This window comes from Terribacillus saccharophilus (genome assembly GCF_002272745.1).
GTDB classification, from domain to species: Bacteria; Bacillota; Bacilli; order Bacillales; family Amphibacillaceae; genus Terribacillus; species Terribacillus saccharophilus_B.
On the sequence record NZ_NPBD01000018.1, the window covers coordinates 66,208 to 91,438 of the forward strand.

The 25,231-nt window shown below is 43.1% G+C and carries 20 protein-coding genes; 15 read left to right on the forward strand and 5 right to left on the reverse strand.

The window, feature by feature from the left end; genetic code table 11:
- Positions 1–53 precede the first annotated feature (53 nt).
- The 10 genes from dnaB (at position 54) to CHH58_RS16550 (ending at position 13,087) form a co-directional block, all read left to right on the forward strand.
- Complete coding sequence (dnaB, locus tag CHH58_RS16505; protein ID WP_038562641.1) at positions 54–1,418, forward strand: replicative DNA helicase; 1,365 nt, start codon at positions 54–56, stop codon at positions 1,416–1,418.
- 152 nt (positions 1,419–1,570) lie between these two features.
- Positions 1,571–2,860 (forward strand): adenylosuccinate synthase, encoded by a 1,290-nt coding sequence (locus CHH58_RS16510; protein ID WP_095230500.1) that lies wholly within the window; start codon positions 1,571–1,573, stop codon positions 2,858–2,860.
- A 178-nt stretch (positions 2,861–3,038) separates the two neighbouring features.
- Positions 3,039–3,743, forward strand: a complete 705-nt coding sequence (gene yycF / locus CHH58_RS16515) for a response regulator YycF (RefSeq protein WP_095219677.1) — start codon at positions 3,039–3,041, stop codon at positions 3,741–3,743.
- 5 nt (positions 3,744–3,748) lie between these two features.
- Complete coding sequence (gene walK / locus CHH58_RS16520; protein ID WP_095230501.1) at positions 3,749–5,596, forward strand: cell wall metabolism sensor histidine kinase WalK; 1,848 nt, start codon at positions 3,749–3,751, stop codon at positions 5,594–5,596.
- Positions 5,593–6,882 carry a YycH family regulatory protein gene (locus tag CHH58_RS16525; protein ID WP_095230502.1) on the forward strand — a complete coding sequence of 430 codons (1,290 nt, stop codon included), beginning with the start codon at positions 5,593–5,595 and terminating at the stop codon, positions 6,880–6,882. The genes walK and CHH58_RS16525 overlap by 4 nt, the downstream gene beginning before the upstream one ends.
- Positions 6,882–7,739, forward strand: a complete 858-nt coding sequence (locus tag CHH58_RS16530) for a two-component system regulatory protein YycI (protein WP_095261512.1) — start codon at positions 6,882–6,884, stop codon at positions 7,737–7,739. Before CHH58_RS16525 ends, CHH58_RS16530 begins: the two co-directional genes overlap by 1 nt.
- Before the next feature lie 13 nt (positions 7,740–7,752).
- Positions 7,753–8,550, forward strand: a complete 798-nt coding sequence (locus CHH58_RS16535) for an MBL fold metallo-hydrolase (protein WP_095230504.1) — start codon at positions 7,753–7,755, stop codon at positions 8,548–8,550.
- Positions 8,551–8,606: 56 nt separating this feature from the next.
- A complete protein-coding gene (locus CHH58_RS16540; protein ID WP_095261513.1) occupies positions 8,607–9,812 on the forward strand; it encodes a S1C family serine protease in 1,206 nt (401 codons plus the stop codon).
- Between the two features lie 371 nt (positions 9,813–10,183).
- Positions 10,184–12,508 carry a YhgE/Pip domain-containing protein gene (locus CHH58_RS16545; RefSeq protein ID WP_095262865.1) on the forward strand — a complete coding sequence of 775 codons (2,325 nt, stop codon included), beginning with the start codon at positions 10,184–10,186 and terminating at the stop codon, positions 12,506–12,508.
- Positions 12,509–12,529: 21 nt separating this feature from the next.
- The gene (locus tag CHH58_RS16550) at positions 12,530–13,087 is read left to right on the forward strand and encodes a TetR/AcrR family transcriptional regulator (protein WP_095230507.1); all 558 of its coding nucleotides are present in this window, start codon (positions 12,530–12,532) and stop codon (positions 13,085–13,087) included.
- Between the two features lie 31 nt (positions 13,088–13,118).
- On the opposite strand, the gene CHH58_RS16555 is transcribed toward CHH58_RS16550, so the two are convergent.
- The gene (locus CHH58_RS16555) at positions 13,119–13,856 is read right to left on the reverse strand and encodes an STAS domain-containing protein (protein WP_095262866.1); all 738 of its coding nucleotides are present in this window, start codon (positions 13,854–13,856) and stop codon (positions 13,119–13,121) included.
- A gap of 216 nt (positions 13,857–14,072) precedes the next feature.
- Between CHH58_RS16555 and manA the strand changes: the two genes are divergently transcribed.
- The 3 genes from manA to CHH58_RS16570 all read left to right on the forward strand — a co-directional run bounded on the left by manA (position 14,073) and on the right by CHH58_RS16570 (position 17,560).
- Complete coding sequence (gene manA / locus CHH58_RS16560; RefSeq protein ID WP_095230509.1) at positions 14,073–15,026, forward strand: mannose-6-phosphate isomerase, class I; 954 nt, start codon at positions 14,073–14,075, stop codon at positions 15,024–15,026.
- 135 nt (positions 15,027–15,161) lie between these two features.
- On the forward strand, positions 15,162–17,186 hold the full coding sequence (locus tag CHH58_RS16565; protein WP_095262867.1) for a penicillin-binding transpeptidase domain-containing protein: 2,025 nt from the start codon (positions 15,162–15,164) through the stop codon (positions 17,184–17,186).
- 107 nt (positions 17,187–17,293) lie between these two features.
- Positions 17,294–17,560, forward strand: a complete 267-nt coding sequence (locus CHH58_RS16570) for a hypothetical protein (RefSeq protein WP_095233579.1) — start codon at positions 17,294–17,296, stop codon at positions 17,558–17,560.
- Between the two features lie 15 nt (positions 17,561–17,575).
- Here the strand turns inward: CHH58_RS16570 and CHH58_RS16575 are convergent, their stop codons facing one another.
- Together CHH58_RS16575 and CHH58_RS16580 are read right to left on the reverse strand one after the other, a co-directional pair.
- On the reverse strand, positions 17,576–19,147 hold the full coding sequence (locus CHH58_RS16575; RefSeq protein ID WP_095233580.1) for an amino acid permease: 1,572 nt from the start codon (positions 19,145–19,147) through the stop codon (positions 17,576–17,578).
- Positions 19,148–19,360: 213 nt separating this feature from the next.
- Positions 19,361–20,782 carry an amidase family protein gene (locus CHH58_RS16580; protein ID WP_170937672.1) on the reverse strand — a complete coding sequence of 474 codons (1,422 nt, stop codon included), beginning with the start codon at positions 20,780–20,782 and terminating at the stop codon, positions 19,361–19,363.
- Positions 20,783–20,937: 155 nt separating this feature from the next.
- Here CHH58_RS16580 and CHH58_RS16585 point away from each other — a divergent pair, with 155 nt between their 5' ends.
- Positions 20,938–21,555, forward strand: a complete 618-nt coding sequence (locus CHH58_RS16585) for an acetate uptake transporter (protein ID WP_095230514.1) — start codon at positions 20,938–20,940, stop codon at positions 21,553–21,555.
- A gap of 35 nt (positions 21,556–21,590) precedes the next feature.
- The gene (locus CHH58_RS16590; protein WP_095230515.1) at positions 21,591–22,952 is read left to right on the forward strand and encodes an amino acid permease; all 1,362 of its coding nucleotides are present in this window, start codon (positions 21,591–21,593) and stop codon (positions 22,950–22,952) included.
- 41 nt (positions 22,953–22,993) lie between these two features.
- Here the strand turns inward: CHH58_RS16590 and CHH58_RS16595 are convergent, their stop codons facing one another.
- Both CHH58_RS16595 and CHH58_RS16600 read right to left on the reverse strand, forming a co-directional pair.
- Positions 22,994–23,671, reverse strand: a complete 678-nt coding sequence (locus tag CHH58_RS16595) for an ABC transporter ATP-binding protein (protein ID WP_095219694.1) — start codon at positions 23,669–23,671, stop codon at positions 22,994–22,996.
- Positions 23,672–23,686: 15 nt separating this feature from the next.
- On the reverse strand, positions 23,687–25,162 hold the full coding sequence (locus CHH58_RS16600; protein WP_095262868.1) for an ABC transporter permease: 1,476 nt from the start codon (positions 25,160–25,162) through the stop codon (positions 23,687–23,689).
- Positions 25,163–25,231 lie beyond the last annotated feature (69 nt).

The following is a 25,231-nucleotide window of genomic DNA, read 5'->3' on the forward strand; positions in this document are numbered from 1 at the left end:
AGGGGGATATTTCGGTACAATGATAGCAGTATGCCAGAAATGGGGGAATCATGATGGAAGAAGTCTGGAATGATCGGACCCCTCCACATAATATAGAAGCAGAGCAAGCTGTAATTGGTGCTATTTTCCTGGAGCCTGAAGCATTATCGAGAGCGTCGGAACAGGTCATAGCTGACGATTTCTACCGAGCAAGCCACCAGCGTATCTTTGATGCTATGATGCGCTTATCTGATAGAGGAGAACCAGTTGACCTGGTAACCGTCACCACTGCACTTGCTAATGCAAAACTGTTGGAGGAGGTCGGTGGAGTTTCGTATCTTAGCGATCTAGCTAACGCCGTTCCAACTGCAGCAAATATTGAATACTACAGTAAAATCGTAGCTGAAAAGGCGCTGCTGCGCCGACTTATACGTTCTGCTACGGATATTGTCACATCGAGCTTCGCTAAAGAAGATGCTGTAGATGATGTGCTCAATGAAGCAGAAAAATCAATTATGGAAGTATCCGGCCGTAAAAATTCCGGAGCTTTTCAGAACATAAAGGACGTTTTGATCGATGTCTACGATAATATCGAGAAATTACATCATCAGAATGCTTCTATTACGGGGATTCCGACTGGTTACCGTGATTTAGATAAAATGACCTCCGGATTTCAGCGTAATGATTTGATTATCATCGCTGCCCGTCCTTCTGTAGGGAAGACGGCATTTGCCTTGAACATTGCTCAAAATGTGTCGATACATGCTGGGGAGAACGTAGCTATCTTCAGTTTGGAGATGGGTGCGTCCCAGCTTGTATCGCGTATGCTTTGTGCAGAGGGCAATATCGATGCGCAGCGTCTGCGGACAGGAAGTCTTCAAGCGGAAGACTGGGCTAAGCTTACGATGGCGATGGGCAGCTTGTCTAATGCAGGGGTTTATATCGATGATACACCTGGTATCCGCGTAAGTGATATCCGTTCCAAATGCCGCCGTCTGAAGCAAGAAGGCGGACTAGGAATGATACTGATTGACTACTTGCAGCTCATCATGGGCTCAAGCTCTGGAAAAGGAGAAAACCGTCAGCAGGAAGTATCGGAAATTTCCCGTTCCCTAAAGGCACTAGCCCGTGAGTTGGAAGTGCCAGTTATCGCTCTATCACAGCTTTCTCGTGGAGTAGAGCAGCGACAGGACAAACGTCCGATGATGTCCGATTTGCGTGAATCAGGAAGTATCGAGCAGGATGCCGATATTGTCGGCTTCCTGTATCGTGATGATTATTACGATAAAGAATCGGAAAAGCAGAATATCATTGAGATTATTCTGGCTAAGCAGCGTAACGGTCCAGTAGGAACAGTCGAGCTTGCGTTCGTGAAAGAGTATAATAAATTCGTAGATTTGGATCATAGATATTCGGAAAGCGATGTTCCGCCAGCATGATTATAGCACCCTATCAATTGATAGGGTGTTTTTTAACGAACAAATATAGGTCTTCATCATTAAATGTTCGGTTGTATCATTGACATGTGTTTTGGGGATTGATACACTTTAGAGGTGTTAAAAATAGTTTATTTGGCGGAGGTGCCACACAGATGTCCTCAGTAGTAGTAGTAGGAACCCAATGGGGAGATGAAGGGAAAGGGAAGATCACTGACTTCCTTTCACAAAATGCCGAAGTTGTTGCTCGTTATCAAGGCGGGAACAATGCTGGCCACACAATTAAATTCGATAATGTCACATATAAGCTTCACTTGATTCCATCCGGTATCTTCTTCCCGGAAAAGAAATGTGTACTAGGCAATGGTATGGTAATTGATCCGAAAGCATTGCTTGAAGAATTGGAATATTTGCACGAACGCAATGTCAGCACAGATAATCTAGTCATTTCCAACCGTGCACACGTCATTCTTCCATATCATCTGAAATTGGATGAGCTTCAGGAAGAAGCAAAAGGCGTTAATAAAATCGGTACAACTAAAAAAGGTATCGGACCGGCTTACATGGATAAAGCAGCACGTATGGGTATCCGTATTGCGGATTTGCTGGACAAAGATGCTTTCCGTGAAAAGCTGGAACAGAACTTGGAAGAAAAGAACCGTCTGTTCGAGAAGGTATATGAAAGCAAGGTCTTTACAGTAGAAGAAATCCTTGATGAGTATTATGAATATGGGCAGCAAATTGCAAAGTATGTAACTGATACATCCGTTGAGCTGAACAATGCATTGGATCAAGGCCGCCGCGTACTGTTCGAAGGTGCACAGGGCGTCATGCTTGATATCGACCAAGGTACGTATCCATTCGTTACAAGCTCCAACCCGATTGCAGGCGGAGTTACAATCGGTTCCGGTGTAGGACCGACGAAGATCAATCATGTTGTTGGTGTTTCCAAGGCATACACTACACGTGTTGGTGATGGTCCGTTCCCAACCGAATTGCATGATGAGATTGGTGATCAGATCCGTGAAGTTGGCCGTGAATACGGTACAACAACAGGTCGTCCGCGCCGTGTAGGCTGGTTCGATAGCGTTGTTGTTCGTCATGCACAGCGCGTGAGCGGCATTACAGATCTTTCCTTGAACTCGATCGATGTACTGACAGGTATCGAGACATTGAAAATTTGTGTTGCTTACCGTTATAAAGGTGAAATCATGGAGCATTTCCCAGCAAGCCTGAAAGAATTGGCACAATGTGAGCCAGTTTATGAAGAACTGCCAGGCTGGACAGAAGACATCACGGGTGTTCGCAATTTGAGTGAACTGCCAGCGAATGCGCGCCACTATCTTGAGCGTATTTCCCAGCTGACAGGAATTCCTTTAAGCATCTTCTCCGTTGGTCCAGATCGTACACAAACAAACGAAGTAAGAAGCGTATACAGCCAATAAGTTAAAAATCGTCCATACGGGCGATTTTTTCTTTTTTCTTCCAAAAAATGCCGAATATACCCCTTCCAAAGACATTTGACCGAAATTGCTGTAAAATAGGAAGGGTATGCAAATACTGATCTAGCAATATAAAAATAAAGCACTTTAGATAAAAAACACTAGAAAGCGTGGGAATACGATGAACCATAAGATCTTAGTGGTGGACGACGAAAAACCAATCGCTGATATATTGAAATTCAACTTAGAAAAAGAAGGATACGAGGTAATCTGTGCCTATGACGGTGATGAAGCTGTCGAATTAGTGCAGCAGGAGAACCCTGACTTGATCCTATTGGATATTATGCTGCCGAACAAAGACGGCAATGAAGTTTGCCGTGAAGTGCGGAAAACACATAATATGCCGATCATCATGCTGACTGCAAAGGATGCGGAGATCGATAAGGTCCTCGGTCTTGAGCTTGGTGCCGATGACTATGTCACAAAGCCATTCAGCAACCGGGAAGTGATTGCGCGTGTTAAAGCGAATCTTCGCAGACAAGCGCAGATTCCAGAGGATGATAGCAAAGAGAACAAAGATATCGAAATCGGTAAACTTGTCATCCACCCAGAAGCCTATACAGTAACAAATGATGGAGTACAGGTAGAACTGACACATCGTGAATTCGAATTACTTCATTACCTTGCCCGTCATAGCGGACAAGTCATGACGCGTGAACATTTGCTAGAGACAGTATGGGGATATGACTACTTCGGCGATGTCCGAACAGTTGACGTAACTGTCCGTCGTCTCCGTGAGAAAATCGAAGACAATCCGAGCAGTCCGCTCTGGATCATTACACGAAGGGGTGTAGGATATTATCTTCGCAGCCCTGAACAGGAGTAACATCTATGAATAAAATAGGCTTTTTCCGTTCTGTAAGCCTAAAACTAGTTGTCGTTTACATTTTGCTGCTGATCATCGCTCTTTTGTTGATCGGCGTCTTTTTTACGAATAGCTTAGAGAATCAGCTGATTAAAAATACGCAAACTTCTCTTACTTCCAATATGGAATGGCTGGAACAGTCGTTGGTGCAGGAGTTTGAGGACGAACGCTCCCCAACTGATCCAACACTAGAGGAAGATATTGCGGATTTGCTCGAGAATTACTCTGAGGGAGAAGAAACAAAAATCCAGGTCATCGATACCCAGCGACAGCTTGTAGGAACGAGCGAGCTTGGTGACCAAAACTCTGTTGGTGCCCGTGTGACGGACAACAACATCATACAGGCTATAACCAACAATGGATTTCCCTCCACTGAAAAGACGAATATCGTCATCGATAGAGATTCTGGTGACCGAACACTAAAATCGTTTTACAACATCATGGGAACAGACAGCAACGGGGAAAGTGAATTACTTGGCTTAATCTATGTACGTACATCTATTGAACCAGTGTATAGCCAGCTGAAAAGTACGAATATCATCTTCCTTCAAGCAACGTTCATCGCTCTTATTTTTGCTGCCATTTTAGGAATACTCATTGCCCGGGCAATAACGAAGCCCATCAAAGAAATGCAAAAGCAAGCCCGTGTCATGGCGACAGGAGATTTCTCCAAACGAGTAAATGTTTATGGTGAAGATGAAATCGGTCAGCTTGCCCGTACTTTCAATCACATGAACGATGAACTCCGACAAGCCCATATGCGGACGGAAGGAGAACGCCGTAAACTGAGTTCTGTGCTTTCCCATATGTCAGATGGTGTCATCGCTACTGACAGGAATGGAGCTATTACGCTTATGAATGCTCCAGCAGAGAGCTTGATTGGACGCAGTGCTGACGAAGTGCGCGGTCAATTCTTAATTGAAGTATTGAATTTGAATGAAAAGATCGTCGATATTACGGAAATCCAGGAAACTGGATCAATCATCATTGATATGAGTGATGATGATCAGTATTTATTGCTACGATGCAACTTCTCTATCGTACAGGATGAATACGAGCAAATCAGCGGCTTTATTACGGTGATCAGTGATGTCACCGAACAGGAACAGATAGACCAGGAACGTCGAGAATTCGTCTCCAACGTATCCCACGAGCTCCGTACTCCGCTGACAACAATGCGAAGTTATTTGGAGGCACTGACAGATGGCGCTTGGAAGGATGAATCAATAGCACCGCATTTCCTTGATGTGACCCAGCAGGAAACAGATCGGATGATTCGTCTTGTCAATGATCTGCTGCAGCTCTCCCGCATGGATAGCAGCAATTATACGATGGAATGGGACCGAATCAATTTCGTCGATTTCTTCCATCATGTCATTGATCGTTTTGAAATGAACAAGAGAGAGGATATCCACTTTGAGCGCTATTTGCCTAAGGAGGAAGCACTCGCAACGATTGATAAGGATAAAATTATGCAAGTTCTGGATAATGTGATCAGTAATGCTATTAAATATTCTCCAGACGGCGGTACGATCCGATTCCGAGTCCGAAAAGACAGCCAGAAGCTGTTAGTGAGCATCTCCGATGAGGGGATGGGTATTGCATATGAAAAACTAGATAAGATATTCGAACGATTTTACCGCACGGACAAGGCTCGTACACGAAAACTTGGTGGTACAGGTCTTGGTCTGGCAATAGCCAAAGACCTTATCGAAGCACATCATGGAGTAATTTGGGCTGAAAGCAAAGAAGGAAGAGGCACGACCGTGCTCTTCACCATTCCGCTTAACCGGAAAAGGGGTGAGGTGCGATGAAGATGGAGACATTCAATACGATTCTTCTAATTATACTTGTAGCGTTAAGCTTAGTTTTAACAGCTTATGTCTGGACTTTTCAGCCAAATAGCTTGGAATCGGAGGGAATTGGAACCGAGGAACCCAAGACCCTGGATGGTGTGGAGAAGCAACTAGCAGATGTGGTCCGACCGTCACATACGTACGTTCATAAAAATGATAATCACTTCGTCTTTTACTCAAAGGATCATGAACAGACTTTTTTAAAGGGATTGTCTGAATGGAATTTAACGGACACAGAGCGAAAGGATCTGCCTGAACTGCCTGATACAAGTATAGAGCTTGTATATCCGGTTGCAGTTTCGTTTTCCCAGCTGAACAATCTGTTTCAAGTAGAAGGAGCAGAAAACGTAACAAGCAGACTCGGTAATGGCGGGTTTACAAGGATCTATCTATCACCTAATGAAAATGGTTCAACTGGACTTGTCTTTTTAAATGAACACCAGGAGAATCCGTTAGAAAATGTGGTAACAGCAACTGTAACAAATAGTATTAATGAGATCCTCAATAATGAGTATCTAACAGCAGCTGCACCTTTGTCAGAAACGAATGCCTGGAATCAGATTTATTTACCAGAAAAGATTGATGTAAGTGACAGTATCGTTCGGAGTGAAACGATTTCCAGGAATGCATTTGCTGATATCTATATGAAAGATCCCTCAGTTCAAGGTACCGATCAATATATTGATACGAATCGATTAGAGTCAGTGCAATTCAGTAATAGTGGACAATTTGCGTCTTATAGCTATTCAAATCCATCTTCTTCAAGTATAGGGACGGTTACAAGGGCTGATCAGCTGCAAGCAGCTATTAGTACAATCAATTCCCATAAAGGATGGACGAATGATTTTAGTTTATATGCGGTAAGCGGTGAAGGAAGCTATACTTTCCAATTCCGAATGGTACGTAACGGGTATCCAGTGTTCCAAGCAAATGGTCTATCGCTTATGTCGATCCGAATGCAAAACAACCTTCCGGATCCGGTTAGCTATGATAGAACCTTGCTTAATATTGGGACTACAGGCAACTCGGAAGGTAATTACTCGTTAGAGTCCAAGGAAGTACAGGATTGGATAGAAGATAATCAATACAGTCGACGCGATATTGACGATGTTGTTATTGGTTATAAATTAGAGGAATACGAAGAATCCGAAATTTTTAAGTACCATATGAAACCATGCTGGTATGTGAAATATCAAGGAAACTGGCTGGAAGTTGAAGGCAGTACGACAGGAGGGAAGGACTGATGCAATGGAACAAGATAAAGCTAACGTTCATCCTTGCCTTCCTAATTTTAAATGTGTACCTCGTTTTTCAACTTTTCCCACAGGAAGAAACGGAACAGACTGTGCTGGAAACAGAAAGTCAAGATGCTGTCTTGGGTAGTGTAAAAGGGTACAAAGAACTGTCTGATCAAAAAACAGATACGAATCAACAGTTCGAAGCAACCAAGCTGCACTTTACCGAAGACGATTTGGATAAGGTTCCGAATAACGATGATATGGACCTTGATATCAGCTCAAATACGCAGCTTGTGGTGAAATTTAAGGAACCGCAGAAATTACCAGTTGAATTCCCGATTGATGATGACAATGAACAGGCAATCGGAGACTTAAATAGTTTCGTTGCCGACCATGTCTTGTTTGGAGTAGAGTACACGTACTGGGGCAGACAAGGCAATCAGCTACTGTTTTTCCAGAAGATGAATCAAGGACAAACATATTTCAGCCCGGACAGCTTATTGCTTGTCACCATAAATGAGGATTACGAAGTTGTAGAATATGAACAAACATATATCAAAAACTTCAAAAAGCTTGAAGAGAATGAGGATCAGGATCTGAAGGAATATTCAGAGGTGCAGGCGGTTAAGGCATTGCAAAGTCAGCAGCTCATTGAGAGCAATGACACGATAAAAGTTGAAAAAGGCTTTTACCCGACCATTGAGCTATCTTCAAAGCCTAATTATGCACCTGCGTACATGATAACAGTGAATAATGAAAAGCATTATTTCTATTTGCTGCTTCCGGATTATCCATATGTGTATGCGCCGACTGAGTCAGTATTTTTAAACAGTTTACAGCCAGAGACAGAAGAAACACAATAAGAGGTGAAACAGCATGACGTTAAGCTTTAGCGTACTTGCTTCCGGCAGTTCAGGGAATGCGTTCTTTATCGGAACGGAGAAAGAGCGTATCCTGGTCGATGCTGGTTTGACAGGCAAGGAGCTGCAGCGTTTATTGGGGGAAGCAGGAATTGATCCGGCGTCATTGACTAAAATCCTAGTCACACATGAGCATAGTGACCATATAAAAGGATTAGGTGTGGCGGCAAGGAAATTCGATTTGCCGATTTACGCAAACGAAAAGACATGGAAAGCAATGGAGAACAGCATCGGGAAAATACCTTTAGATCATAAATTCGTCTTTGACATGGAAGAGACGAAAACATTTGGTGATCTGGATGTGCAGTCCTTTGGTGTATCTCATGATGCGGCGGAGCCGATGTTCTATACTTTTCATCATGAAGGTAAAAAAGTAGCTTTAGTGACGGATACAGGTTATGTATCAGATCGAGTGAAAAAAATAGTCGAGAAAGCAGATGCTTATATTTTTGAAGCAAACCATGATGTAAGTATGCTGCAGATGGGCGCCTATCCGTGGAATGTAAAACGAAGGATACTAGGTGATCTTGGCCACGTATCGAATGAAGACAGTGCGCTTGCTCTTACAGACTTGATTGATAATAATACAAAGCGCATCTATCTTGCGCATTTGAGTCGCGATAACAACATGAAAGACCTTGCACGGCTTGCTGTAGGAAATATTCTGCAGGAGCGAGGCTTTGATTTGAATAAACACATAGAATTGCATGATACTGATCCAAAAACACCGACACCGATTTTCCAGATAGTTTAATTTTCCGAAATGGTGGAAAGATAGCTATATCGAAAAGAATTGGAACGGAGGCTAACATGGACTATTTTGATGATCACCACAAGGAACCGGAAAGGCCGAAGCGTGCAAGCTGGCTGCTTCCAGCTATATTGGGCGGAATCATCGGAGCCGGCATCGTATTGCTTGTCGCTTATGGCCTTGATCGAGACAGTCTAACGCCGAATGACCAATCACAGTCACAGCAAGGAGAGGCTACGCAGCTCGCTTCGGATTCGAATCAGAACCCCAATTTACAGAATGTTAGTGTGGATGTTCAATCCGGTATTACAGATATTGTAGATAAAACTGCACCAGCAGTCGTTGGCGTTGTAAACTTGCAACAGGGTGATGCACTTTTCTCACAGGAGGAGAGTACCGCAGGAAGCGGATCTGGTGTCATTTATAAAAAAGAAGGCGATAAAGCCTATGTGGTTACCAATCACCATGTTGTCGAAGGAGCCACAGATGTAGATGTTATCCTCCATAACGGAGTGGAAGTTTCCGCAAAGCTGCTAGGCAGTGACGTATTCACAGATTTAGCAGTCTTGGAAATGGATGCTTCCCGAGTGGAACAGGTAATTGAAGTCGGAACCTCTTCTACTGTCAAAACTGGCGAGCCGGTTATTGCAATCGGAGATCCACTAGGATTCTCTGGCTCAGTTACACAAGGTATCATCAGCGGAGTCAACCGTACCGTTCCTCAGGATTTCAATGGAGATGGCAGAGCGGATTGGCAGGCAGATGTTATGCAGACGGATGCTGCAATCAACCCTGGTAACAGTGGCGGTGCCCTTATCAATATGGCAGGTCAACTGATCGGCATCAATTCGATGAAAATCGCTGAATCCTCTGTTGAAGGAATTGGTTTTGCAATACCAGTTGATAGCGCAGTACCTATCATGGAGCAGCTTGAACGGAATGGGCAAGTGGAGCGTCCATACTTAGGAGTAGAAGCGTATTCATTGAATGAAATTCCAGCATCAGAACGGACAGAACATCTCGGTTTACCAGATGACATGGAAAATGGTGTCTATATTTGGAGTCTTGAAGCCCTATCCCCTGCGGAAAATGCAGGATTACAGGAGCTGGATGTTATTACAGAGCTGGATGGTCAGCCAATTAATGATATGACTTCTTTGCGAAAACATCTCTATGAAGATAAACAAATCGGGGATCAAATGAAGGTAACGTATTACCGTGATGGTGAGAAGAATGAGACGACCGTCACATTAAGTGAACAGTAATGAGGCAGCCTAATAGGTTGCCTTTTTTAGTTATGCACAGCCTGTGGATGCACATGAGGATAACATACTCTATTTTGTAGCGAACAAATATTCTTATTACTAAATAAAGAATCGACCATGTGTATATGTGGATAAGTTTGTGGATAGGTTGTTCATAGTGTGTGGAATGTTGTGTATAAATATGTTATGCACAAGTTATGCACAATTTAAGTGGATAAATCAGTGTAAGCGACTACATACTTTTTATCGTGCTTACCCATTGTCGGGACAGGCTTTTTCTGCTATTATTGGCTAGTAAATTGACCAAAATTCTTTTTTGGTCATTCGGTCTATGTGGACAACTCGTGAAGTACAATATAGGAGGAAAAGTTATGAACATGTTGAAAAAAGAATGGCTTCGCATATGGAAAGACCGGAAAATGCTCCTGGCCATTTGCGGTATTTTAGTCGTTCCGCTGCTTTACAGTACTATTTTCCTGGCGGCTAACTGGGATCCATATAATAAAACTGATAATTTAGCAGTTGCTGTCGTGAATAAAGATAAAGGATCCACATTTGAAGGCAAAGAGCTCCATGTTGGAGACGATTTTGTGGATAACCTAAAAGACAATGATAAATTTGATTGGCAGTTCGTTGATGAAACGAAAGCAATGGATGGATTGAAGTCTGAGGATTACTATATGGTTGTAAAAATTCCAGAAAATTTTTCCGCAAATGCGGCTACATTGCTGGATGAAGATCCAAAACAGATGAATATTGATTACTATTCCAACCCAGGAAAGAACTACCCAGCTTCCAAAATAACAGACACTGCAATGCAGCAGTTGGAGAAAGAAGTGGCTGAGCAAGTAACAGAGGAGTACGCACATTCCGTTTTTGCCAGTCTTTCCGATGTAGCAGATGGACTTAAAAAGGCAAGTGATGGTTCCAAGGAACTTGCAGATGGTTCGAACGAAGTAAATGAAGGTGCAAAAAACTTAAGCAAAAACTTGGCTAGCCTGTCTACTAGCACAGCGACCTATACAGAGAAGGTCGGTGAAGCAGATCAAGGAATGCAGGAATTAGATAAAGGTGTTCAAAGTCTTGCTTCTCAATATCCAGAACTTGATCAAGGTATTGCTAAGGTAAATGATGGTCTTCAAACATTGAATGGAAATAGTGGTGATTTAGCAAGCGGATCAGATAAATTAGTTTCAGCCACTAATGATTTATCATCTGGTTTAGAGCAGCTGCAACAAGCTACCAATCAACTGTCGGGTAGTTTTCCAGAGTTGAATAATGGAATTGCTGCGGCAAATGAAAAGGCACAATCGGTTAAATCAGAAATAGAAACAGTGCAGAACAACTTAACAGAATTAGGTGACTTTGCACAACAACTGCAGCAGTCACAGGAGCAATTTAGAGAACAGCAAGAGAATCAAATGCAACAGCTTGAGGATATTCTAACAAATGATGACCTCTCAGAAGATGAAAAACAGCAAGAACTGCAAAAGCAGATACAACAGTTTGCGGATGCAGCACCTGATCTAGATATACAGCTTCCGGATATCGATCCAGAAGCAATCAAGCAGCAGCTCACAGAAGTAACAACGCAACTTGGTCAGATCAATCAGCTGGCTGAAGGCGCACAGCAAACGCAAACAGCGTTGAACGGTATCAATGATGCTACAGGTAAGCTTTCAGCTGGTGCTACCGCTATTCAATCTGGACAGACAGATTTAAATGACGGAATCAATGCGTATACGGACGGGGTTGGTCAATTGGCTGATGGATCCCCTGCATTAGTTTCAGGTTCTCAATCAGTAAAAGATGGCTTGAATCAGCTGCAATCAGGCAGCACGCAGCTAACTGGAGGACTTGATCAATTGAACGCGAATGGTCCGCAGTTATCTGATGGAGCGCAGAAACTTACAGAAGGTTCTCAAACTCTGTCCGATGGTACACAAAGTGTGACAGATGGAAGCAACGAATTGTATGATGAGCTGGCTAAAGGCGCTGAAGATGCAAATATCAGTACAAGTGATAAAACAGATACGATGTTTGCTAGTCCGACGGATGTGAAGGATGAGAAATTGAGTACTGTGCATACCTATGGAGAAGGACTCGCGCCATACATCCTTTCTCTTGGATTATTTGTTGGAGCGCTTGTATTCACGAATATCTTCCCGCTCCGTGATCCAGCAAGTAAACCGACATCAGGTTTTGCTTGGTTCCTGAGCAAATTCAGCATTGTACTGTTTGTCAGTGTGCTTCAATCTTTATTTGCAGTAATTATGCTTGTCCATGTGGTCCATTTACAGGTGCATAGTGAATGGCGGCTGCTTCTATTCGCCATCCTATTCAGCATCACAAGCTTCCTGCTTATTCAACTGCTCACAGTTGCATTGGACAATGTAGGTCGCTTCTTAGGTATCATTGTATTGTTGATCCAGATTGGTGCGGGCGCAGGAACTTATCCAGTAGCATTGCTTCCGGAATTCTTCCAAGTTGTTCATAAATTTGTCCCGATGACATATGCAATCAATGGGTTCCGGGAGATTATTTCCATTGGCGATGACTGGGGCTTTCTATGGCGGCAAGCAGGTTACCTGAGCATCTTTTCTGTGATATTCTTAGCTTTGACAATTCTCGTATATGTATTGCAGAATCGTAAATTCAAAAAGAATAATGAAGAAGAGGCTGCAGTTTCCATGTAAATAAAAAAGGGGTAGAGAACAATGATTACAGATAAAAAAGAACGAGTCATTGAAGCAGCAGCTTTGTCTTTTAGTCAATTTGGTTTCAAAGCGACGACGATGGCTTCTGTTGCGAAAATAGCCAAAGTAGCAAAGGGCACGATTTACACGTTTTTTGATAGCAAAGAGTCATTGTTCTCCACTATCCTTGAACGGACAATGAGGCAGTTGCGGCAAGCAGCTGATACAGCGATACAGGAAGAAGCTGCTTTTCATGAAAATATCCAAGCTATGCTGGATGCAATCCTCGGGTTTCGTGAAAATCATCAGCTGCTGATCAAGATGGGGCAGGAAGCAAAGGAATTGGGTACAGCAGAAGTATTAGAGATTCTTACCCAAGTAGAGAGACAGATCCTTGATTATATCAAGTCAGTTATCATGAAAGAGAAGGCAAAAGGTATTGTTACAAAACATGATCCTGAGCTGCTTGCCTTTCTTGTTTATAAAACATATATTGCGCTCATTTCTGATTGGGAGCGGCAGCACGAACCGCTGCCAAAGGAAACAATTTCGGAAATCATCAGAGCACAAATTCATTAAGAAAACCGCTGCATAATAGCAGCGGTTTTTTCTAATGGCTGGCGCGAATCGCTTTTAAGGCTTGCTGAACAGTTGCATAGAAGGATATTTGCTTTTTACGGAAGTCTGCCAGTTTTACACTTGCTTTTGCAGTTCTCGGTTCAATTCCTGTAACAATGAGCCGTGCTCCCATTACTTTCAGCAATTGATGGAGTAGCAGAATTCCGCTATGGACGTCATCATTCATATCCTGAATGCCCTGTAGGTCCATAATGAAGATTTCCTCATCGTGTTCATATACATGTGCTGAAATCCGCTGATAAATCTCTTCCCAGCGTTCTGCGTTAATATTTCCGACTAGAGGTAGTATACAGATCTTTTCGGAAATCGGAACAAATGGAGTTGATAGCAGGGAGGCTTCCAGTTTATAGTCCTCTGCCCTGATTTCATCAGATTTGCGTTGAGATATATCCTGTTGCACGCCAACAAAATATAACTTATCTTCACTTGGAACAAAAATCGGATACATAGAAAGCTCGTTCCAAAACTGCTTTCCGTCTTTTCGATAATTCAGCAATTCTACAATAATGGATTGTTCTTCTTTAATTGCCTTTTGAACTCTTGCTACTTCTTCTCTAGAAGTTTTTTCTCCTTGGAGAAATCGGCAATAGATGATTGGATTGTCTGGCAGCGAAGGGTCGGTGATAACAACACCAGTACCTACATAGTCGATAACCTGGCTAAAGAAGGCATCGCTTATATTAGTGGAATAGTGGATTTCTTTTTCCATAGTTTCCGTTCCTTCCTGTATAAGAATCTATTCTTATTTACTTCCTCATCTAATGATTCCTAAAACGTCATGCATACTTGATTGCAGGCTCCTAGCTAAATACGTACATCAAATAGAAACTTGTAGGGCCGTCTAACAATTATATATAGTCGCTGAAGGGAACTATTGGTAAAATAATGGAGAGAAGATAGTGTCTAAAAGTGAGGAGAATTCTTTATGTATAAACAAGAGCCTATCTTTCTGGAGCCCGCTTTGCAAGAGCGGATCTGGGGAGGTACTAAGCTTGCAGATGTATTCGGTTATCATTTGCCTTCCAATCAAACTGGCGAAGCGTGGGTAATTTCTGCTCATCCGAACGGACCAAGTAAGATACGGAATGGTGCGTTAGCTGGGAAGACATTATTGGATGCATGGCAAAACCATCGTGAATTATTCGGAGAGCATGAGAATGAAGATTATCCATTGCTTGTGAAAATCCTCGATGCTAAGACAGACTTGTCTGTACAGGTGCATCCTGGTGATGATTACGCGCAAAAAGTGGAGAATGAACCGTATGGAAAGACGGAATGCTGGTACGTAGTCGATGCAGAGCCAGGGGCGGAAATTGTTTTCGGTCATCATGCACAAACGAAAAAGCAGCTGGAACAGATGATTGATCAAGGAGAATGGGATCAGTTGCTGCAAAGGATTCCAGTGAAGAAAGGTGATTTCGTTTATGTTCCAAGTGGCGCAATTCACGCTATCGGAGCAGGAATTGTCGTTTTGGAAACACAACAAAGCTCAGACATTACTTATCGTGTATATGACTACGACCGAAAAGATGATCAAGGCAATGATCGGGAGCTGCATCTGGACTCTGCCAAATCTGTATCGACCGTTCCACATGTAGCAAATGAAACAAGAAAAGCACCTGTAACGAATGGTTCCCTAACAGAGCAGCAGCTTGTAATAAATGAGTATTTTACAGTCTATCATTGGCAACTATCAGGAGAGACTGAGCTGAATGCTCCAGAGTCGTTTCTGCAAGTCAGCATTATTGAAGGAAGCGGAGAAATCATATTGGATGGACAATCCTATCAATTGAATAAAGGAGATCATTTCGTACTGCCTGTTCACATCAACAACTATACGTTGAAAGGCCAGCTCGAAGCGATTGTTTCCCACGTGTAAGAGCAAGTGAAAACTTGCTCTTTTTTTCGAGAGCATCCTTCTATTTCCTGGGAAATAGTTGGTTTTTTCCTGCAAAGTTTTTCCTTCCCTATGCTATAATTGGGGAACAGTTTAAAAAGACAGGAAAGGTGAACTATGAAACGATTAGCAGTATTGTTGTTTGTGATTAGTATGATGTTCCTGCTTTCTGCTTGTTCGGATGATCAGTCAGCAAAGGATGGTCTTGATCAGTTTGTCGACAATTGGAACGCTCAGGATTTCGATAAAATGTACGAGCAGCTGACAGAAGAATCGCAGAAGAAGATCTCCAAGGAAGATTTCGTTAAACGCTATACAGATATCTATGATCAATCTGGCGTATCCGATTTAAAAGTTACAGCTGGTGATGTTTCCGAGGACGAAGAGAAGTCAGATGCAGATACGCAGCAATTGCCTTTGTCTGTAGCTATGCAGACAGTTGCTGGAGAAGTTAACTTCGACAAGGATGCAGAGCTTGTCAAAGTAGATGGAGAAGATGGTGCAGCATGGAAAGTGAATTGGAATCCTTCCTACATTTTTGCACAGCTTAATGACAACGAAAGCGTACGCATCACTTCTGTCGAACCAGAACGCGGCCGGATTTTGGATACGAATGGAGAGGAGCTTGCATTCAACGCAACTGTTCCTTCTATAGGTATCATTCCTGGTCAGCTGGAAGGTGACGGGATGACACGAGATGAGACGCTTGATCAAGTGGCTGAACTTCTTGAGATGGATCGGGAAGAGATTGACAGCTTGCTGGAACAGAGTTGGGTGACGGATGAAGTAGATGTTCCAATTAAGACATTACGCCCAGATCAGCGTGATTTAGCTACTGAAGTAACTGCACTTCCAGGTGTGCAGAGTACGGATACTACTTCAAGGTATTATCCATATGGAGAAGCAGCAGCACATTTGACTGGGTATGTGAAGAAAGTAGATGCAGAATTTCTTGAGAAGGATGACAATGCCTCCAATTATGATGCTAATTCCTCTGTTGGCTCAACAGGTTTGGAATCAGTCTATGAGGAACAGCTTCGCGGTACATTAGGATGGAAAATCTACACCGTTTCGGAAGATAGCGATGAACAAGAAGTGATTGCTGAAACAGATGTAAAAAATGGTGAAGATGTTGAGCTGACCATTGATATCAATACGCAAGAAAAGATTTATGATCAGTTAAAGAATGATAGCGGTGTTTCCGTTGCCTTGGATCCGAAAACTGGAGCTACTCTGGCATTGGTGAGTGCACCATCTTATGATCCTAATAATTTCATATTTGGGTGGGATGATGAGGAATACGAGAAACTATCCAATGATGAGAACAGTCCGTTTTCAGCTAAATTCAACAAAGCTTATGCGCCGGGTTCTACTATCAAGCCGCTTACAGCTGCTATTGGATTGGAGAATGGAGTCATTACACCAGATGAGAAGAAGCATATCGAAGGGCTTAAATGGGACAATGATGGCAAGTTCGGGAATTACAGTGTGACACGTGTTTCTGAGAGCTTATCAGATGTGAATCTCGAGGATGCGCTGATAACATCTGATAATATCTACTTTGCTATGACAGCGGTGGATACCGGAGCAGAAAACTTCGAGAAAGGCTTGAAGTCTTTCGGTTTTGATGAGGAATTGGATTATGCATTCCCTACGGCAACGTCATCTATCTCCAATGAGGGTCTTGATAACGAGACACTTCTTGCAGATTCTGGATATGGCCAAGGACAAGTGCTTATGTCTCCGCTTCATTTAGCAGCATCTTATACACCGTTCATCAATGATGGCAACCTCATCAAGCCGACATTGCTGAAGTCGGAAGCAGAAGAAGCTGTCGTATGGCATGAAGGAGTACTGCCGAAAGATGGTGCAGATGCTATTACGGAAGGTCTTCGTGGTGTTGTAGAAGACGAACGCGGCTCAGCGCATAACCCTGTAGTGGATGGTCTGACACTTGCAGGTAAAACTGGGACTGCTGAGTTGAAGCAAAGCCAGGATGATGAGAACGGTACGGAAAATGGCTGGTTCGTTGCTTATGATTACGATAAGCAGGACATGCTGATCAGCATGATGGTAGAAGGTGTCCAGGATAAAGGTGGCAGTCATTATACTGTCGAAAAAGTGAAGAACGTCTTAAAATAAGTAAAAGCGCGCGGGTTTTTCCGTGCGCTTTTTCTATATCAATAAAATAAGCTATAATGACATGTTGGAAGGGAATATAAATGAAAAGAAGGAAGGAGATGAAGAATATGGAGGAAAAACGCTATTCACCATCAGGCACGCTGGCGCTTGGCATTCTGTCTATTACACTTCCGGTGATCGGAATCATAACAGGTATTCTTGCACTTATATTCGCAAATAAAAGTATCAAGACAACAGAAGACACAGAAGCTGCAAAGGCATTGTATTTGGCAGGAAGGGTATGCGGTATCATTGGATTGTGCTACCAGGCATTTATCATCATCTATTTCATTTTTATAATCACTATGATTTTGGCAATGCCAGGATACTATTAAAAAACAGCCTCGGACTCAGTCCGGGGCTGTTTCATGATCAGGGGTTGTCAAATCGACATCCTCTAGTTTGTGCATTTTCGTTTTATATTTCACTTTATAGATAAGCCAGCATAGAAGGAAGATTGGAATACCGATATAAGAAGCGATGAATCCTCCAAGATCGAAACCGTCTTCTGTAAAGGAAGATACGCTCTGCCCGACTACTACTATGATACTCAGTGTAAGCGCGAATATTGGTGCAAATGGGTAGAACTTCGCTGTATACGGCAAGTCCTTGAGATCATAGCCTTGGGCTACATACGCTTTACGGAAGCGATAATGACTGATTGCAATCCCAATCCAGATAATGAAGCCAGTCATACCAGCTACATTCAAAAGCCATGTATAAACGACGCCGTTACCGAAGAAGGAAGTAAGAAATGCCGCACATCCTACAACTGCAGTACCAATCAAGGCATTTACAGGAACGCCGTTTTTGTTCAATTTTCCAAGGAAACGAGGAGCTTTGCCTTCTTTGGCAAGGTTCCAAAGCATACGAGTGCTCGCATACATACCGGAGTTTCCAGCAGATAAGACAGCTGTCAAGATGACTGCATTCATAACGGACGCAGCAAAAGCGATACCAGCTTTCTCAAAGACAAGCGTGAACGGACTAAGTTGTACATCTTCACTTGCCAAGCTCTCTGTTGTATACGGAATGAGCATCCCGATGACAAAGATAGCCAGAATATAGAATAACAGGATACGCCAGAAAACAGATCGAATCGCTTTAGGAATGGATTCTCTCGGATTATCAGCTTCTCCAGCGGCAGCACCAAGCAATTCTGTACCTTGGAAGGAAAAGCCGGCAGCCATGAACACACCAATTAAGGCAAGAAATCCGCCATTGAATGGAGCGTCACCTGTCGTGAAGTTCGAGAAACCTGGAGATTCCCCGCCTAAAATACCGATAATCATAAGCAGACCAACAATAATGAAGATGATTACGGTGATTACTTTAATCAATGCGAACCAATATTCAGATTCCCCGAAGCCTTTAACGGAAATATAATTCAATAGAAACATGATGATTAGGCTGATTGCACTCCAAATCCAAGATGGGGAATTCGGGAACCAGAAATCCATGATCAGTGTCACGGCAACAAGCTCTGCTGCAATAGTCGATGCCCAGCTGAACCAATAGTTCCATCCTAGTGCAAAGCCAAGTGATTCATCGACAAATTTAGTCGCATATGTGCTGAAACTGCCGGATACAGGCATGAAGGCCGCCATTTCTGCAAGGCTGGTCATTAGGAAGAAAACCATACAGCCGATGAGGGCGTATGCCAGCAGTGCGCCGCCAGGACCAGCTTCACTGATTGCACCGCCACTGGCAAGGAACAGGCCGGTACCAATTGTACCTCCAAGGGAGATCATCCCTAAATGACGGGCTTTGAGCTTTCTTTGTAGGCCGGGTGCTGTGTTGTTATTTTTGTTGCTCACTTCTTTCACCTCGTCTATAGTATGGCATGTTGTTGTGGACTTACTAAAAAAAGCCGCAGCAGATAGAATTGCTCTATCTGAACGGCTTATTATATACAACAGCATCATTCTAAAATAATTAAGATAGCGCAGCACGTGTATATTAGCCCACGTGATCGTTCTGAGCCTACTCGGTCCAGATGCAGCTTTTTGTACAAGCTGCGTACTATTCTCATTGATTTATGAGTGCCTATGCAAATCAATGAGTTCTTATGCAATTGAAAACCTCCCTAACTTTACTATACAAGGGGGGAGATTTCAACTGTATTCTAGAATGGATTATTTTGGAGCTTTTCGGTGCTTTGTAGCGCACTCGTAGCTATAGCCGATTTCTATTAAGGTAGATTCCTCAAAAGCACCAGCTGTAAACGTAATTCCGAATGGTTCACCAGCCTCTGTATAGCCGGCAGGTACAGTGATGGAAGGATAACCTGCTTTAGCAGCGATATCGCATCCATAATAGCTAGGGAATATGATCGCATTGAGTTCTGCACCTGCAATGACTCGATCGATACCTTCTGTGCGGGATTCCCGTATATCAGCTAACCGATCCTGTAGATAGTCTGTCTGTTTTAAAGTTCCATCTGTCTTCTCTGCTTCTTCAAGAATATCTTGGCCGTGTAAAAGCGCAGTCTCGGTGTTGATGCGGTTCCATTCAATTACTTCTTTTAATGTGTGCGCGGGCAGATGCGGGGAGACCGTTCTTAAGTATCGATTTACACCATGCTTAAATTCATGATACAGCACACTTGATTCCCTCGTAATCTCTGGGACTTTTACTTCGATAAGTTCTGCACCTTGCTCGCGTAATGCGGTAAAAGCTTTCTCCATCAGTTCTCGTTTTTCCGGGGTAAGACTATCCAATGTTTGTTTATCTATACCAAGACGTTTTCCGTTCAATCCATCTTTTTGAAGAGACGTAGTATAATCCGGAAGAGATGGAGCAGAAAGAGTGGCTGGATCTGCTTCATCTCTTCCAGCTATCACTTGTAGCAGGAGTGCTGCATCTTGAACTGTTCTTGTCATTGGTCCAGCAGTATCCTGACTATGCGCTATCGGAATGATTCCACTGCGGGATACTAGTCCGACAGTGGGCTTGATTCCGACTAATGAATTGCTGCTTGAAGGGCTGAGAATCGAGCCGCTTGTTTCTGTTCCTATGCCGACCACTGCCAAGTTGTTAGCAATAGATGCACCAGTGCCGGAACTGGAACCGCCGACATCAAAGCTGCCATAAGGATTTCGTACTTGGCCTCCGCGGCCGCTGAAACCATTTGGCATCGGCTCTGACATAAAATTGGCCCATTCAGTCATATTGACCTTACCTAAAATGATGGCACCTGCTTCCCGCAGCTGTCTCACGATATAGGCATCCTGCGTAGCGAAATTATTAGCAAGAATGAAGGTGCCAGCACTTGTATGCATACCGTCAGCTGTATCTATATTGTCTTTAATTAAAACGGGCAAGCCATGAAGCGGACCGCGCATTTTTTCTTCTCTTCTTTCCATATCCATTTGTTCAGCAATAAATAATGCATCTGGATTGATTTCCAGTACACTATTTGTCCCGCCTTCCTTGGAGTCTGCTGCTGCAATGCGCTCTAGATAAGTCTGAACTAAGTGTACTGATGTTGTATTTCCAGATGCTAAGTCAGCTTGTAAGGATGCAATTGTCATTTCTTTAATTGTAAAAATATTCATAGACTGGATTCTCCCCTGTAAAATGTGTATGATTAGAAAATCTTCTGTATTTAGACAAGTCGGATTTATTAATTATACTAAATTTTCTTGCAATAAACTTCTAGGGGATCCCGATTTTTCATTTATACAGAAGCATCTAGAGAGGGGAAAAAGATTTGGAAACAACAAAGACAGTAAAGGTGCTGACTGCCGATCCTAGCGCATTAGGATTATTTGGCCTAGCAATGGTCACATTAGTAGCATCTTCGCAAAAACTTGGTTTGACGGAAGGACTTTCTATGGTTCTGCCATGGGCATTCTTCTTAGGAGGCATTGCACAGCTGATTGCTTCCGCTCAGGACTTTAAACACAATAATATCTTTGGAGCAACAGCATTTGGTGCTTTCGGTTTATTTTGGTTCGGCGTTGGCATGAGCTGGCTCATTCAGCTTGGTGCTTTTGGGGAAAACTTGCAAACCGCCGCAGACAGCCGCCAATTAGGTGTAGCTTTTATTGGATATCTTATATTCAGTCTCTTCATGACAGTTGGTGCTATGGGGACACATAAAGTACTATTTTTTATATTTGTAGCTATTGATTTTCTATTTATCGGTTTATCTTTAAGTTCATTTGATATAGCATATGGAATAACACATACGCTTGCGGGCGTTGCGGAATTAATTATTTCACTATTATCTTTCTATGGTTCTGCTGCTGCAGTGCTGAACGGTCATTATGGACAGACAGTCCTTCCGATCGGTAAAGCATTCGGTGCCTTCACAAAAGAAGATTAGAACAATGAAAGAGATAGTTAGCAAGGGGCATTGACATGGCAAGAAATGATCGAGCATCAAATGATTTACACAAAGGTTTGAAAAACCGTCATGTGCAGATGATTGCGCTTGGCGGAGCAATCGGAACAGGATTGTTTTATGGTTCTGCTTCCTCGATCGGACTGGCTGGGCCTGCAATTGCACTTGCGTACTTAGTCGGCGGTATTATGATTTTCTTCATCATGCGGGCACTGGGTGAGCTTTCTGTAGATTCACCGAACTCCGGTTCTATCAGTTATTACGCTTATCAAAACTTAGGCAATTTCTTCGGATTCTTTTCCGGCTGGAATTATTGGTTCAATTATGTGGCAGTAAGTATGGCGGAGCTGACAGTCGTCGGCATCTATGTACAATATTGGTTCCCTAGTGTTCCTACTTGGGTGACAGCATTCGGCTTCCTAGTCTTGATTACAGGTATCAACCTTTTGAGTGTTAAATTGTATGGTGAGTTCGAATTTTACTTTGCTATCATCAAAGTTGTCGCAATTATCGGGATGATAGTTCTTGGCTTGCTTATTATCTTCACCGGTATTGGAAATGGCGGCGTACCGACTGGCTTTTCTAATCTGTTTGATGAGGGCGGCTTCATGCCGAACGGACTGACTGGTGTTGTTTTGTCGCTTGTCCTTGTTATGTTCAGTTTCGGCGGTGTCGAACTGGTTGGTATTACAGCAGGTGAAGTGGACACACCGAAGAAAACGATACCGAAGGCAATCAATCAGGTTGTCTATCGAATATTGATTTTCTATGTAGGTGCATTGCTTGTTATCATGTCCGTCTTTCCATGGAATCAAATTGATGGCCAAAGCAGTCCGTTCGTACAGATATTTGATGGTGTCGGAATTCCGGCTGCTGCAGGTATCCTGAATCTTGTTGTCCTTACTGCAGCAGTTTCTGCACATAATAGCAGTCTTTACAGTAACGGACGTATGCTGCATTCCTTGGCAAAACAAGGAAATGCACCGAAGTTCTTAGGGAAAGTCGGCAAACGGACAGGTGCTCCAGTAGCAGCGATTTTTGTATCCTCAGGAGTAGCAGCTATAGCAGTTGTAATAAACTACCTGTTCCCTGAAAAAGTGTTCAGTTATCTGATGGCAATTGCAACAATCGCCGTTATCATCAACTGGATCATGATTGTCATCATCCACTTAGCGTTTCGGAAGCGAATTGGAAAGGCTGCAGCAAGTAAGTTATCTTTCAAAATGCCGCTATATCCTATAGCCAACTACTTGGTACTGCTATTCTTAGTAGCAGTAATTGTAATTATGGGCTTTATTCCGGATTACCGTCTGGCGCTGTTTATCTTGCCGATATGGGTTATTATTCTATCTATCGGCTATAAGCTGAAACGGAAATAAAAAAATGCGTATCCTTAATTGGATACGCATTTCTTATGGTCTTATACATGCTGCAGCATACGGAAGCTGCCGTTGGATAGCTGAATTGTCACATCGGATTGAGCTGCAATTTGCGGATCATGGGTAACCATGATAACGCATTTGTTCTCCTGGTGAGCGAGGTCGGTAAAGAGCTTTACTATCTCCTTGGAAGTCTTATCGTCCAGGTTACCAGTAGGTTCATCTGCTACTATCAGATCGGTGTCACAGCAGAAAGCCCGTGTGATGGCCACACGCTGCTGCTGCCCGCCACTAAGTGTCAGAACACGCTGTTTAGCTTGTTCTTCGGAAATGCCGACCTTTGCCAGCATTTTTAGGATATAATCTTCTTGATTCTCTACTTTTTTTCCGGTGATGGCCATTGCTGAAGCAATATTTTGATAAGCTGTCATGTACGGAATCAGATTATAAGACTGGAAAATGATCGAGACATAATCGTGCCGGAAATTGCCAAGGCCCATTTTGCGGATGGATTTCCCGTCATATTCGATGTCTCCTTCTTTGGCTTTGTCCAGCCCTCCTGCCAGAGACAGGAAGGTGGTCTTGCCCGATCCAGATGTACCGGTGATTGTATAGAATGTATTTTTATGAAAATCTATATTCACAGATTGGAATAACGGATTTTGTTTATCAGTGTACCAGTAGCCAACGTTTTTGAATGCCAATAATGGTGCTGTCATGTTTACCCCTGCTCTCTATTCTTGTTTAGTCAAAATGTTTTTTGGCTGCAGTCGAAGGATCGAGATGGATGGGATAAGCGCTGCAATGATAGCCACAGCTAATCCAATACCACCAAGTATCAATATGTTCTCCCATGTCACATTAATATTCAGACTGCTGATTGCTTCACTTGGCTGACTGAACGCATCAGAGACAGCTTGCCCTGGGCCACCGCCGCTCATCATACCGCCACCGCGAGATCCTTGTTGTAAGGACGTAGTTGTAGTTTCAGCAGATGCCGTTGTTTGTTGATCCAATAGCTGATTTCCTAGTACGTTCGCTATCGGATTTCCGAATATCGAAGACAATCCTACCGCAACAATGGCAATTACAACGATCTCTGTTATGAATTGTCCTGCCAGCTTCCATTTCTTCTCCCCGATGGCCATTAGTACACCCATTTCATATTTACGTTCACGAATGGAAAGCATAACGATCAATGCAAGGATGATCGCACCTGCAATAGTTACAAGATAGACGATGTTTTTCGCGAAGGAAGCAACGTTTTCGATTGGTCCTACCATCTGCTGATAAAGATCATCGTTTGCATCCAATTGATACACGTCAAAGTCGACATCAGTTTTCTCTGCTGCGGCAATGAATGCATCGATGTTTTCTGCATCATCCATTTGGTAGGTTACAGATTCAATAGTATCAGTGTAGTCTTCACCTTTTAGCGTGTTTGCTGCTGTATATGGAACATAAATCGTATTATATGGATTCAGGAAGGAGAAGTTCATCGCTTGATCGCTTCCTGCAGAACTTGTTTCATAGATACCGACAATCTCTAACTCTTGTGTTGTATCTTCATCACTTGCAGAGCTGATATTGATTGTATCTCCAACTGCTAAATCATTTTCTTCTGCAAGTGTTTGTTCGATGACCGCAACATTGCTGTCTGCATCGGATTCTTCAATGCCTCGACCGTCTACGATTTCTGCTTCGCCGTCACTGAAACTTTCTGCTTCATCACTAGTTAACGTACCATTCACAGTAAGGTCAGCTTGTACTATTCCGCCCCGACCTTGGTCGCTGCCAGGAGCCTGCTCGCTTTCTGTATCACTGCTGTCTGTGGATGTACTGCTTTCGATAATATCGAAGTCTTCCGCATTAGCAGAAGCTGAAACAGAATAGTTATAGCTCATCACATGATCTAAAGCCGCGATAGACTCTGCATCATCGAGACTGATTGGTGTGCTGGTGAACTGCGGCGGTCCGTCTGACTCACTTTGCTCACTCTGCTGTTTCTCCATCGCTGCTTCACGGTCAACTTGAAGGGTAACAGAGCCTCCCAGCTCTTGTCTTGCCAATTCACTGGATGCTTTCGCTGCTGATTGAATCGTAAGTCCTGATAGGACAAATACACATATGACTGTGAAAATTACCAATTGTAATAAGGTCTTTCCCTTTTTTGCTTTCATACTCCAGAAAGCACGTTTTAAGAAATTCATTCTGCCATCTCCTTTACTTTTCCGGGCATGCTATAATGCTTCTGAGCCATGTCCGACCTGACTAATTGC